12 protein-coding genes are annotated in these 13763 nt (G+C 42.0%); 7 read left to right on the forward strand and 5 right to left on the reverse strand.

Annotation, left to right across the window (positions count from 1 at the left end; all coding sequences use genetic code 11):
• Nucleotides 1–3: 3 nt before the first annotated feature.
• Nucleotides 4–369 (forward strand): P-II family nitrogen regulator, encoded by a 366-nt coding sequence (locus tag VK179_08325; protein HLO58734.1) that lies wholly within the window; start codon nt 4–6, stop codon nt 367–369.
• Nucleotides 370–393: 24 nt separating this feature from the next.
• Entirely contained in the window at nt 394–1941 is a 1548-nt protein-coding gene (locus tag VK179_08330) for an ammonium transporter (protein HLO58735.1), read from the forward strand.
• A gap of 78 nt (nt 1942–2019) precedes the next feature.
• On the opposite strand, the gene VK179_08335 is transcribed toward VK179_08330, so the two are convergent.
• Together VK179_08335 and trxB are read right to left on the reverse strand one after the other, a co-directional pair.
• On the reverse strand, nt 2020–3393 hold the full coding sequence (locus tag VK179_08335) for a TrpB-like pyridoxal phosphate-dependent enzyme (protein HLO58736.1): 1374 nt from the start codon (nt 3391–3393) through the stop codon (nt 2020–2022).
• A 342-nt stretch (nt 3394–3735) separates the two neighbouring features.
• Complete coding sequence (trxB, locus tag VK179_08340; protein HLO58737.1) at nt 3736–4740, reverse strand: thioredoxin-disulfide reductase; 1005 nt, start codon at nt 4738–4740, stop codon at nt 3736–3738.
• A gap of 173 nt (nt 4741–4913) precedes the next feature.
• On the opposite strand from trxB, the gene VK179_08345 reads away from it, so the two are divergent.
• Nucleotides 4914–5840 (forward strand): PfkB family carbohydrate kinase, encoded by a 927-nt coding sequence (locus VK179_08345; GenBank protein ID HLO58738.1) that lies wholly within the window; start codon nt 4914–4916, stop codon nt 5838–5840.
• Here the strand turns inward: VK179_08345 and VK179_08350 are convergent.
• Together VK179_08350 and VK179_08355 are read right to left on the reverse strand one after the other, a co-directional pair.
• A complete protein-coding gene (locus tag VK179_08350) occupies nt 5837–6241 on the reverse strand; it encodes a thioesterase family protein (protein ID HLO58739.1) in 405 nt (134 codons plus the stop codon). The genes VK179_08345 and VK179_08350 overlap by 4 nt on opposite strands.
• A gap of 10 nt (nt 6242–6251) precedes the next feature.
• Nucleotides 6252–6905 carry a class II aldolase/adducin family protein gene (locus VK179_08355; protein ID HLO58740.1) on the reverse strand — a complete coding sequence of 218 codons (654 nt, stop codon included), beginning with the start codon at nt 6903–6905 and terminating at the stop codon, nt 6252–6254.
• An 85-nt stretch (nt 6906–6990) separates the two neighbouring features.
• Here VK179_08355 and amrS point away from each other — a divergent pair, with 85 nt between their 5' ends.
• Together amrS and VK179_08365 are read left to right on the forward strand one after the other, a co-directional pair.
• Nucleotides 6991–7989, forward strand: coding sequence for an AmmeMemoRadiSam system radical SAM enzyme (gene amrS / locus VK179_08360; protein ID HLO58741.1), 999 nt, complete (start codon nt 6991–6993; stop codon nt 7987–7989).
• 61 nt (nt 7990–8050) lie between these two features.
• A complete protein-coding gene (locus VK179_08365; protein ID HLO58742.1) occupies nt 8051–10480 on the forward strand; it encodes an ABC transporter permease in 2430 nt (809 codons plus the stop codon).
• A 134-nt stretch (nt 10481–10614) separates the two neighbouring features.
• Here the strand turns inward: VK179_08365 and mgrA are convergent, their stop codons facing one another.
• The gene (mgrA, locus tag VK179_08370) at nt 10615–11604 is read right to left on the reverse strand and encodes an L-glyceraldehyde 3-phosphate reductase (GenBank protein ID HLO58743.1); all 990 of its coding nucleotides are present in this window, start codon (nt 11602–11604) and stop codon (nt 10615–10617) included.
• A gap of 110 nt (nt 11605–11714) precedes the next feature.
• Here mgrA and VK179_08375 point away from each other — a divergent pair, with 110 nt between their 5' ends.
• Both VK179_08375 and VK179_08380 read left to right on the forward strand, forming a co-directional pair.
• A complete protein-coding gene (locus tag VK179_08375) occupies nt 11715–12089 on the forward strand; it encodes a DUF1987 domain-containing protein (GenBank protein ID HLO58744.1) in 375 nt (124 codons plus the stop codon).
• A gap of 267 nt (nt 12090–12356) precedes the next feature.
• Nucleotides 12357–13742 carry a glycosyltransferase family 39 protein gene (locus VK179_08380; protein HLO58745.1) on the forward strand — a complete coding sequence of 462 codons (1386 nt, stop codon included), beginning with the start codon at nt 12357–12359 and terminating at the stop codon, nt 13740–13742.
• Nucleotides 13743–13763: the final 21 nt, after the last annotated feature.

Genomic DNA, 13763 nt, shown 5'->3' on the forward strand with positions numbered 1-13763 from the left:
TATATGAAAAAAATCGAGGCAATAATCAGAACATCTAAGTTCGAAGAAGTTAAAACCGAACTTAAAAAAATCGGTATTGATTTCTTTTCGTACTGGGATGCTTCCGGTGTGGGTAATGAGCTGACCCGTGGTCACCATACCTACCGCGGAACGGTTTATGATACACAGTATATTCCCAGGATTTTTATATCCTTAGTCCTTCGTGATGTGAATGTTCAGAAAACGATCGATTGCATCCAGAAAGCTGCATTTACGGGTGAAGTTGGTGACGGCATGATTTTCAGTTACAATATTGAGGAATCTGTCAGAATCAGCAACGGTGCCAGGGGTGAAGCATCCACTGCAGGACCGGGAGACTCATTACTTTAAATTCATAACGAAAAAATCATAGCCATGAAAAAGAATTTGCTATTTCTAATTATAGCGCTGGTACTGACATTAGGAGTTTCGGTGTTTACCAGCGCGCAGGAGCCTGTACCTGATCCTTCAGGCGTATCAACGGGAACCGCAAATGATGTACCTGCAGCTACAGCAGGTAGTCCGACACTTGAAGAAGTGGCCGCTCAGGCCGGTCATAATAAGGTTGCCATCAATATGATGTGGGTCCTGATCACCGGTTTCCTTGTTATGTTTATGCAGGCAGGTTTTGCCATGGTTGAGGCTGGCCTTACCCGTGCAAAAAATGCTGCACATACGATGGCCATGAACTTCCTGATTTATCCGTTAGGTATGATTGGATTCTTCCTAACCGGTTTTGCATTCATGTTCGGAGGGGTTGGAAGTCTTGGTACCCTTGGAGGGTTTGGAGGACTGAGTCATGAGATTTCGATCCACCTGTTTGGAAAAACTTTTGATATAATCGGTTTTAAGGGTTTCGGGCTCGCCGGGGTATATGATGTGAGCGTGTTTGCCCTGTTCCTTTTCCAGATGGTGTTTATGGATACCACGGCCACAATACCTACCGGATCAATGGCTGAACGCTGGAAATACCTAGCATTTTTCATATACGGCATATTCGTTGGTTCTGTTATTTACCCGATATATGGAAACTGGGTATGGGGAGGTGGCTGGTTAGCCGACCTCGGTACAAATTTTGGACTCGGGCACGGACATGTTGATTTTGCCGGCTCATCGGTTGTTCATATGACGGGTGGTGTGCTGGCCGTTGTGGGAGCAGCAATGATCGGGCCGCGTCTTGGAAAGTACAATAAAGACGGATCAGCTAACGCTATCCCGGGTCATAACATCCCTATGGCTATTATCGGAACCTTTATCCTCGCATTCGGATGGTTCGGATTTAACCCGGGTTCAACGCTTGCAGGCGGCGATCTTAGAATTTCAGTTGTTGCCGTCAATACAATGATCGCCTCAGCAACAGGCGCAATTGCCTCTACTTTATACATGTGGATTTTCAAAACCAAAAAGCCCGATCCCACCATGATGCTTAACGGTATGCTTGCCGGACTTGTGGCAATTACAGCACCATGCGGATTTGTTTCGGTAGGCAGTGCCGCACTAATAGGGGTAATTTCAGGTGTGCTTGTTATTGAAGCCGCCTTCTTTATTGAAAGAAAACTTAAAATTGATGACCCTGTCGGTGCAATCGCCGTTCATGGTATTAACGGTGCCTGGGGATGCCTTGCACTCGGTTTGTTTGCCGACGGAACATATGGTGATGGCTGGAATGGTGTTGCCGGCAAGGTTACCGGACTCTTTTATGGTGACGGAGGTCAGTTTGTGGCTCAGCTGATCGGAGTAGCTACCAATATTATCTATGTAGGTGCAATTGGATGGGTAATGTTTAAACTTATTGATTTAACAGTTGGCTTAAGGGTCGATCCCAAGATTGAGCTTGAAGGAGTTGATCTCGAAGAAATGGGTGTTGAAGGTTATTCGGGGGTTAAAATGGATAAAAATGTAGAAACACCACTTTCACGTTAGGCCATATAAATAATCCTTTCATGAAAAATCCCCGGGAGATGGCCGGGGATTTTCTTTTTTAACCGTGTAGGTAAAGCATCAGGAAGGTTTCGGATAATTTTCCAGTTCCTTCAGGTTTCCGAATAATTCTGTATCCGACATTTCATGCTTCACCAGTTTACCTGTAAGGTATTTATCATAACCAACAAGGTCCATTAAACCGTGACCGCTGAGATTGAACACAATTACCTTTTCTTTGCCTTCTTCTTTTGCTTTTTTAGCTTCCCTTATTGCACCTGCAATGGCATGAGTGGTTTCAGGTGCCGGAATTATGCCTTCGCTCCTTGTAAACAGGATACCGGCCTCATAACACTCAACCTGGTCAATGGCTACCGGGTTAATGAGCTTATCGTTCAGGGCTGCCGAAACAAGGGGACTCATACCATGGTAACGGAGTCCGCCCGCATGGATAGGCTCAGGGATGAAGTTATGTCCCAGCGTATACATAGGCAGCAACGGAGTCATTTTGGCTGTATCGCCGAAATCATAAAGGAAAGGCCCGCGGGTGAGGGTAGGGCATGAACTGGGCTCTACCGGGATGATTTCAATCTGATCACCATGAAGCTTATCATAAATAAACGGAAATGATATACCTGCAAAATTACTTCCGCCGCCGGCACAGGCAATTACCACATCAGGTTTCTTTTCACCGAATTTGACAAGTTGTTTTTTCACTTCAAGACCAATGATAGTCTGGTGAAGCATTACATGATTCAATACGCTTCCCAGGCTATAGCGGGTCTGGCCGGTAGGATCCGTTACAGCAGCTTCAACGGCTTCACTTATTGCAATGCCAAGACTGCCGGGCGTGTCAGGATACTTCGCGAGAATATCGCGTCCTGCCTGGGTTTCCAGGCTGGGACTGGCAATGCAGGTTGCCCCGTAGGCATTCATAAGCAGTTTGCGGAAAGGTTTTTGGTCGAAACTGATGCGAACCATGAAAACCTTGCATTCGAGACCTATTAAAGCACAGGCCTGCGAAAGGGCACTTCCCCATTGACCCGCGCCGGTTTCAGTTGTGAGCTTTTTAATTCCGAATTGTTTGTTGTACCATGCCTGGGCAATGGCTGTGTTCAGTTTGTGACTTCCGGCAGGTGAAACGCTTTCGTTTTTATAATAGATCCTTGCCGGTGTTTTCAAAGCTGCTTCAAGCTCATATGCCCTGACAAGCGGTGTAGGCCTGTATAAAGCCAGCATATTGAGCACTTCTTCCGGGATATCAATCCACCGCTGCGTACTTACTTCCTGCTCAATAAGATTCATAGGAAATACCGGCGCCAGCATATCGGGTGAAACCGGTTTTCCGTCAGGTCCCAGTGGCGGAAGCATTGGAGTGGGAAGATCGGGAGCCAGGTTATACCATTGAGTGGGCATTTCGGATGCCTCAAGGAATACTTTCTTAATTCGTGCCATGAGTTACTTGTTTATCGTTTAGAGTTTGACGTTGACGTCTGACTAAAATTTGAAAGGCACTAAATTAATGGTTTATCCCTAATTTACATAAAATTGCAGCGAAAGTTTATAAAGATTCTACGTCATTGCGAGGAGCTTGAATCACAATGATTATAGTACCAATTAATCGCGACGAAGCAATTTGCCCGCACTGGCAGAACTCTGCAAAAAGAAACAGGTGTAAAATGTTACTTTGGAATCTGTGCTCTTTGAAGCGCCCTTCCTGTTCTGGTAGATTGCTTCGTCGACTTTTAATACTGCTATAATCAATTATAAATCAAGCTCCTCGCAATGACGTTTCCCTTAAATCGCCAAATGACTCAAATACCTTTCCGCCTCAATGGCTGCCTGGCAACCAGAACCTGCAGCGGTAACGGCCTGGCGATACACCTTGTCCTGTACATCCCCGCAGGCAAACACTCCTGGCACATATGTTTTTGGTGTACCCGGTATGGTTTTGATATAACCGGTTTCATCGGTTTCAATATACTGCTTGAATACTTCAGAATTGGGAGTATGACCAATGGCAAGGAAAAACCCGTCAATTTTTATTACTTCTTCCATTTCATCCACCTCTCCCTGGCGTTTTATGAGGACAACTTCCTGTACTACATCAGTGCCCCGTATTTCCTTTGTATTCCTTTCAAAAAGAACTTCAATATTCGGTGCGTTTTCAACCCGCATCTGCATGATTTTCGATGCTCTCAGAAAATTCTTCCTGACAATCAGATATACTTTCTTACACAAACCCGCCAGGTAAAGGGCTTCTTCGCATGCTGTATCACCTCCGCCTACGACGGCAACGTCCTTGCCCCTGTAGAAAAAACCGTCGCACGTGGCACATGCTGAAACACCCGATCCTTTATATTTATCCTCCGATTCAAGTCCCAGGTATTTTGCTGTGGCTCCCGTTGCAATGATTACCGTATCGGCTTCGAGCATGGTTTTATCATCAACGACAACTTTGTGCGGCGTTTTTGAAAAATCAACAGCTGTCACAATGCCCCACCGGATGTCTGTACCAAAACGGGCGGCCTGTTCATCAAGGTCATCCATGAGTTTTGGACCTGTAATCCCTTTCGGATATCCCGGAAAGTTTTCCACATCGGTTGTTGTTGTTAACTGTCCGCCCGGCTCAAGTCCCTTGTAAAGTACAGGATGCAAATTGGCCCGTGCTGCATAAATGGCAGCCGTGTAACCTGCCGGCCCCGATCCGACAATCAGGCATTTTACATGTTCAGAAGGTGTCAGGTTATTCATTCCCGATGATGGCACCGGATCGGTGTGCAACGTTTTAAAAAAGCTCATGGAGATATCCTTATTATTATTTTTTGTTTTTACAGGGAAACAATAAATATACCAAAATCTTGTCTTCCAAAAAACATGACAAAATTTCAAAACCGCTGCAAAAATAAAACGGTGTTTTTAATTATATATCCTAACTTCGCAAAACAGGTGATAATTTTTCAATTTCATTGATTATGAGGAAGATATTTACAGTTGGAGAAACTGTCCTTGACATACTTTTTAAAAATAAACTGCCCGTGACGGCAAAAGCGGGGGGTGCCTGCCTCAACAGTGCTGTTACATTGGGCAGACTTAATCTGCCGGTATTCTTTCTTGGAGAATACGGTTTGGATGAAGTGGGAAACATAATTGATGAATTTCTGCGGGACAATCATGTTTCAACGGAATTCGTCTACCGTTATTACGACGGCAAATCAACGCTTGCCCTAGCATTTCTGAATGAAAACAATGATGCCAGCTATGATTTTTACAAGATATATCCTGAACAACGCCTGGCAGTTAATTTTCCTGAAATTAACCAGGATGATATTGTATTGTTCGGATCCATTTACGCCGTGACCATTGAAGTCAGGAAAAAGCTGATGGAATTTATCCGGCAGGCCAACCGCAAAAAAGCGATTGTTATTTATGACCCGAATTTCAGGAAACAATACCTGCACACACTTACTACATTAAAGCCACTGATTCTTGAGAACTTCAGTCATGCCAATATTGTGAGGGGTTCCAATGAGGATTTTTCATTTATCCTCGGGTCAGACAACGCCGATGAAGCCTATTCTGAAATCAGGGACTTGTGTCCAAACCTCCTTTACACAGCCAATAAAAAAGGGGTGTTTATCCGAACGGCAAAAGTTGCTGCTAAATATCCGGTTAAAACTATTGAGCCGGTGAGCACAATTGGGGCAGGTGATAATTTCAATGCAGGAATCGTATATTCATTATACCGGAATAACATAACGCACAGGGATCTGAACAACCTGGATGAAAAAGTATGGGAATCGATTGTAACCACGGCAGTTGATTTTGCCACTCACGTGTGTATGAGTTACGACAATTATATCGCAGACGATTTCGCGGAAAAATACCGGATTACCAGTTAACTGTTTTTAGTCTCAAGAAAATGTTTTTCAAGTTCCTTTTTAATGTCCCCGGGAACAGGAACCGATTTCTGTTCAGCGAAATCGAAATGTACAAGCACTGCTTTTCCCTTGGCTCCTATTTTATCGTCCTGCCAGGCTTCCTGGTAAATTTCAAAGGATGAACGGCCAAGCCTCGTGACCCAGCTTCTGATCTCCACATCACGGCCGTAATACATCTGGTTGAGAAAGTCAACTTCAAACCTTGCCAGGATGAGATTCCATTGTTTGAGGTCCAGGTCCTTATTAAAATACCGGAAGAAAGGGTTCCTGGCTGTTTCAAACCAGGTAGGCACCACGTTGTTATTCACATGTCCAAGTCCGTCTATATCTCCGAACCGTGGTGTAATTTGAAAGGAAAACATACTATATCGGTTAATTTGCGGAATTCATCATGGCATCAATGGCCGCCATCTGCTCAGTGCTCAACTGATTTACTGACCCCATAACGGATGTTAACACAGTCATCCGGGCAGCAGCTTCAAGAACTTCCATCCTGTCAAAGGCGGTAAGCAGATCTTTACCAAGGCACACAATTCCATGGTTTTGCAAAAGAATGACATTCGGAAGTGGGTTGAATTCTGAAGCCGTTTGAGCAGTTATTTCGGCCAGCCCGGTTGTTCCCATTAAGGCATAAGGCGCCAATGCAGGTTGTCCTAAAACCGCACGGGCTTCGGCAATAAGGGAACAGTTTATGGGTTGTTTCATGGCTGTAAATGATGTGGCTACCGGGGGATGGGCATGTACAATGGCTTTCACATCGGGACGTACTTTGTATATTGCGGCATGCATGGCGCTTTCAATGCTCAACTTTAATTCAGGAGTGAGATTTTTCCCCTCAGGGTCCATAATGCCAATATGCCTGCCCCTCACAACAGCTTTGTCAATAGCCGAAGGTGTAATTAAAATTTCTTCACCGGTATGAAAGCTGATGTTGCCTCCCGAAGCCGTTGTCAATCCCCTTGAGTATAATCTGCGCATAAAGGATGCCACCTGTTTGCGAAGGAATTTAATTTCTTTGGAAGTCATGCGTTTCAGATTAAAGCCCGATGAATAATTTTTTGCAAATTTACAATCGTAAGCCGCCATAAAAGTAATTAAAAAAGCGATTGTCATGGAAGCGTTGTATTATGAACGAACTGACGGTAAGATACGATGTACTTTATGCCCTCACTTCTGCCTTGTAACTGAAGGTAATACAGGCATCTGCAAAGTGCGGCGCAATATTGGCGGCAAACTGATAGCAGAAACCTGGGGCAAACTTTCAGCCCTTCATCATGATCCGGTTGAAAAGAAACCCCTGTATCATTTCTATCCCGGATCCCATGTTCTTTCAATTGGCAGTGTCGGCTGTAATATGCGGTGTAAGTGCTGCCAGAACTGGCAGATTTCTCAGACTTCAATACGGGAATATCAATTCGACAGGAATTACCTGCCGTCTGAAATTGCCGGACTGGCCAAATCCGATACCAGGAACCTGGGCATTGCTTTTACCTATAATGAACCCGGAATGTGGTTTGAATATATGTTGGAAACCGCGCAGCTGGTTCATGAGGCGGGACTTAAGAATATCATGGTGTCCAATGGTTTTATAAGTGAAAAACCTCTGGATGATCTGCTTCAATATATTGACGCATTTAACATTGATATAAAGGGTTTCACTGAGGAATTCTACAGGAAGTTCACGGGATCATCGCTTCAGCCTGTTCTGGAAAGCCTTTATCGGATCCGCAAATCAGGCCGTCATCTTGAACTGACCTGTCTTGTGGTTCCGGGGCAGAATGATGATCCTGTTGTATTCAGAGATATGACAGAATGGATATGTGATGAACTTGGTCCTGAAACCATTCTTCATATTTCAAGATATCATCCGGCATATAAAATGGGACTGGAATCAACACCTGAGGAATTGATGGAAAACCTGCTGGATATTGCGGCTGAAAAACTGAATTATGTTTATGCGGGTAACATTTATTTGAAAAATTTCCAGGATACCGTGTGCAGTAAGTGTCATACAGTTGTTATCAGGAGGGCCGGATACGAAATAGAAATGGTTGCCCTTTCGAATGACGGAACCTGCAGTAAATGCGGAAATAAAATAATTATCCGGTGAAATATAAGTAGTGTGTAACTTCACCCAATGACAATCGTCTTATCTTAAAAACCTGTGATTTATGTTTTCAAACTTTCTAAAAACAGCCTACAGAAATATTTTCAGAAACAAAACATACGTTATCATCAATATACTGGGCCTGGCGGTTGGTTTTGCCTGCAGTCTGCTCATTTTTATGTTTGTAATTCATGAATTGAATTACGATAAATTCAATGCAAACTATGATCGCATTTACCGGCTCTACCTGGTTGGTAAAATGGGCGAATCTGAATTTAAGGGCGCCTGGACAGCAGCACCCACAGCCAGGGCTTTTGTTGAGGAATTTCCCGAAGTGGAAGCAGCCGTGAGAATGACAAGCTGGGATGAAACTGTTGTCAGAGTGGATGACCGCAAGTTTATCGAAAATAAGGTAGCACTTGCCGATTCTTCATTTTTTGGGGTTTTCTCGCTTAAATTGCTTAATGGTGATCCGAAAACCGCACTGGCAAGTCCAAACACTGTTGTATTGACTGAAAAACAGGCAGAAAAGTATTTCAGCAAAAATGATCCTGTAGGCCAGCATCTCCGGATTGGAACCGATACCACGCTTTATACGGTAACCGGTGTAATGCAGGATGTTCCTGAAGACAGTCACTTTGATTTTGATCTGCTTATTTCTTTTGTTTCACATCCCCGTGCAAAGGATGATTTCTGGCTTTCCAACAGCTTTTCAACATACCTCCTGTTAAGAAAAGGCGTGTCAGCAGAAAGTCTTCAGAAAAAGATACCTACCATTATTGAGAAATATGTAGGACCGCAGGTACAAAAGATACTGGGTATGGACCTGAATGCTTTCAAGGCCTCGGGAAATGAATATGGTCTTTATCTTCAGCCTTTGTCTGATGTTCATCTGAACCCTGATATCGGTTCAGAATTCAAACCGGCAAACGACAGAAAGTATATATATATATTTTCGGCTGTGGCCCTTTTAATACTCGTAGTAGCCGGCATAAATTACATGAATCTTTCAACCGCACGTTCCACCAAGCGTTCAAGGGAAGTCGGTCTTCGCAAAGTGGTAGGTTCAACAAAAAACCAGCTGATTAACCAGTTTATCCTTGAATCCATTCTTCTTACGGTGATTTCGCTTATACTGGCCGTCATTATTGTTGAAATGGTGCTTCCTGTATTTAACAATATGCTGCAGACCGACCTTGAAATCGGTTATTTTTCAAAATGGTACGTCATCCCCGGAATTCTACTGCTGGCTGTGCTGGTCGGTGTTTTCTCCGGAAGTTACCCTGCATGGTTCCTGTCGTCATTTGTGCCCGTCAAAGTGTTGTATGGTAAGCTCAAATTAGGTACCTCAAATATCCGTATCCGCAGTATACTTGTCGTTATCCAGTTTTCCATTTCCATTTTCCTTATTATGAGTTCCTTTGTGATTTTCAGGCAGATTCATTATATGGTCAATAAAGATCTTGGATTTGACAAGGAACAGCTGCTTATCATCCGTCGGACAGATGCACTGCGCAAACAAATTATCCCCTTTAAGAACGAGATAAAGAAAATACCCACTGTGATCAATTGCGCCAATTCAACCTGTATTCCCGGGTATCCGAATAACAACAACGGATTTCAAATCGAAGGCAGGCCGGCTGAAAATACTTACCTGATGTGGGTGAACTGGGTGGATTATGATTTCCTTTCTACCTATGATATAAAAGTTACTGACGGTAGAACATTTGATAGAAGTTTCCCGACCGATACATCCATGATGATCCTGAACCAGGAAGCGGTTCGACGTTTCGGGCTCAAAGACCCTTATAACACGCGGTTTATTCAGCCGGGAAGAACCATGGAGGAAAGATCATATTACAATGTGGTAGGTATTAGTAAGGATTTCCATAATCAATCGCTAAGGCAGGCGATAGAACCTCACGTATTTATGTTGAAGCCTGAAAAATGGGATTGGACGGGTTATATAACAATCCGTTTGCAAAAGGAGAATATGAAGCAATCCATTACCCAGATCAAAAAGGTTTGGGATTCCTTTACAAATGAAGAGCCTTTTCAATATTTCTTCCTTGACCAGGAATTTGAGAATTTCTATAAAGAAGAAAGAAGAACCGCCAGAATTGCCGTAGCCTTTTCAATTCTTGCTATTTTCATTGCAAGTCTTGGATTGTTTGGCCTTACCTCATTTGCCACGGAGCAGAGGGCAAGGGAAATTTCACTGCGAAAAGTGCTGGGAAGTTCAATCAAAGGGATTATCCTGCTTTTTACACGCGAATTTTCGTTCCTGGTGTTGATTGCCACAATCCCTGCGGGTATTTTTTCGTACTTTGTTATGAATAAATGGCTCCAGAATTTTGTATATCATATAACTCCCGGATATTGGCCATTTCTTGCATCCATTGCCATAGTCATGCTTATCGCCTTTATAACGGTAAGTTACCGCACCTATAAGGCCGCTCTTACCAATCCTGCCGATATACTTAAGTATGAATGAGGTTACAAGGTAGTTCCAAAGTTGTTCCAAAGTAGTTACAAGGTAGTTCCAAAGTTGTTCCAAAGTAGTTTCAAGATTGTTTCAAACCTGGAACATTTGGAACAAATTTGGAACTACCTTGAAACAATATGGAACTAATGCAGTATCTCCTCAATCCTGTCCAACTCTTCCTTTGAAAAGCCTTGATTTTTCAAAGAGTCCAGGTTGACTTTCAATTGTTCAACAGAGCTTGAACCTATCAGTACTGAAGTTACCCTGTGGTCTTTGAGCAGCCACACTATGGCCATCTGGGCTAATGTTTGTCCCCTTGAAACGGCTATATCATTCAGCTTCCTGATTTTTGCCAGTTTTTCTTCGGTGATATCTTTTTGCTTCAGAAAACCATGTGGTTTCGAAGCTCTTGATCCTTCAGGTATGCCCTTCAGGTACCGGTCGGTAAGCAATCCCTGTGCAAGGGGCGAGAAGGCTATTAAACCAATGCCTTCATTTTCAACTACATTCAGCAGGCTCTCTTCTACCCAGCGCTCGAACATGGAATACTTGGGTTGGTGAATGAGGCAGGGTGTTCCGAGCTTTCTGAGAATCTCAGATGCCTGTTTTGTTCTTTCGGCAGGGTAGTTGCTGATACCAGCATACAATGCTTTGCCCTGTTTAACGGCATCAGCAAGTGCTGACATGGTTTCTTCCAGTGGTGTTTCCGGATCAGGCCTGTGAGAGTAAAAAATATCTACGTAATCGGTTTTCATTCTTCTGAGACTCTGATCGAGACTGGCAAGAAGGTATTTCCTGGAGCCAAAATCACCGTAAGGTCCATCCCACATGGTATATCCGGCTTTGGTTGAAATAATAATCTCATCCCTGTATTGCTTTAGATCTTTTTCCAGAATGATCCCGAAATTTTCTTCGGCTGATCCCGGAGGAGGTCCGTAATTATTTGCCAGGTCGAAATGGGTTATGCCTGAATCAAACGCAAAGCGAATCATGGCCCTGCTGTTCTCAAAATTATCGACGCATCCGAAGTTATGCCACAAACCTAATGAGATCGGGGGAAGTTTTAATCCGCTCCGGCCACAGCGGTTATATTTGAGAAACTCGTACCGGCCGGGATTGGGTTGATATGCCATCATGTTGTTTTTTATATAAAGGTAAGACATCCTTGGTACCGGACAAAGCGCCTTCTAAAAATTTGGGTTTTAAAATTCTTTTAATACCTTTAAAACATATTTATTACCGGATGGAACCACTCGATATAAAGGCAACTAATGATACTCCGCGGGTAATATTCGATCCTGACAGCGATATTTTTGAAATATCCGGAAGGTCGCTCCCCGAAGATGTGGTAACGTTTTACCAGCCGGTGCTCGACTGGCTTGATGCCTACAAATCGCATCCGGTTAAAAAGACGGAATTCATTTTTAAGTACATCTATTTTAATACGGCTACTTCAAAACTCGTTCAGGATATCCTCTTCAAGCTCGAAAGCCTCAATGAAGCCGGTCACGCAGTAAATATCCTGTGGTATTACGAGCAGGATGACGAAGACATGTATGATATCGGCATTGAATTCAAGGAAAACATCAATCTTCCTTTTGAGATAATCAGCTATTAAACCCGGGGTCGATATAAACGATTATTTAAAGCCCCACCTGGTTGCCATTGATGATTAAATGCTACTGCCGGTTACCGAAAATGACGCGGTTGTATTCTTAAATTTTATTAATCAGCTCTATGAGAGATCTTAATGCGGATTGCAAATTATAAATATATTTGAATGTGGAATATGGCTTAAAACGATTAATTTACATTTAAATAATATTATTAATTGGTGAACTTCAGGAAAAATATTGTACGATTTTGTTGTGAAAACCTATATTTATTGTTATCCGTTGCAATTACAGTTGGATTCCTTATTGTTAAGATTCCCTATATAAAATTACCTTTTTATTGGGATGAGGCATGGGTATACGGACCTGCGGTTAGAACGATGGCACATACCGGTATTTCTTTTTTACCAAATGCACTGCCCACAGAACTTTATAGGGGACATCCCATGCTTTTTCATGTTTTAAATGGAACTTGGTTGAAGATATTTGGAAATACAATTACATCTGCGCATTTTTTTAATTTGTTGGTTGCATGCACATTATTACTTTCGATTTTTAGCATTAGTAAAAATTTATTTAAAAGTGGAGAAATAGCTTTCACGTGTGTTATTATACTTTCACTTCAACCTACATTTCTCGCACAAAGTACACTGGTCCTACCCGAAGTAATGGTCGCCTTATTCAGTCTATTAACACTATATTTTTTTATTCAAAACAATTATGTTGGGTATTTCATATTTGCATCTGCCGCTTCATTAACAAAAGAAACCGGCATAGCGGCTATAGCCACATGCTTAATATCTTACATAATTTCCAGCTATAAAATACATAACAGATCATGGAAAATACTTGTTCGTAATCTTGTTAAGTTAACGTTACCAACACTACCACTGCTAATTTTTCTTTTTCTTCAAAAGGAAATGCATGGTTGGTTTCTGTTTCCGGAACATATTGGATTCATTAGTCTTTCAAAGGAAGATATATGGCAGAAGCTTGTGACCAGTTATATCACATTTACGTTCTTACTTCAAGGTAGGAATCTTTTATTTTTTATGATGATATTTGCTTTACTTTGGCTACTTTATAAAAAAAGAAAGGTTGAAAATTTAAATATATATTTAATTTTCTTGTTGTTTATTATTATTTATTCATTAATAGGTTCAATCAATTTCTTTTCAAAAAGATATATCCTCAGCAACATCCCTATTTTTATATTAATATCAGTTGGCATTATCTTTTCAACCTTTCGAAATAGGTACTTTCTGTTTGCTTTTTTAATACTTTTCAGTGGTTTGCAAATAAAATATATTAATTTTCAAAACAATAGCGACCACACATTGGGATTTAGAAATGCCGTAAAGGTTAATCAAGAAATGATTAATCTCTGTCTCAAGAAAGATATCAAGGATGAAAGCATTGCGGTTTTTTTCATTCAAGGAAGAATAATGACTGATACACTTGCCGGATATGTTAAGCATAATGAAATATTCACAAATTTAAACAATCAACCGGAGAATGCTAAATATGTGATAGTATCAAATTATGATACAAATGAAAAATTTCTACAGTCTAGAAATTTACCACAAATGAAATTAGTTGCAAGGTTCGAGGAAAAAAAAGCATGGATAGAACTTTATAACAATAATTTATATCATTAGGTACTCAATTTTCTTTTGGTC

Source organism: Bacteroidales bacterium, from assembly GCA_035299085.1.
GTDB lineage: Bacteria > Bacteroidota > Bacteroidia > Bacteroidales > UBA10428 > UBA5072.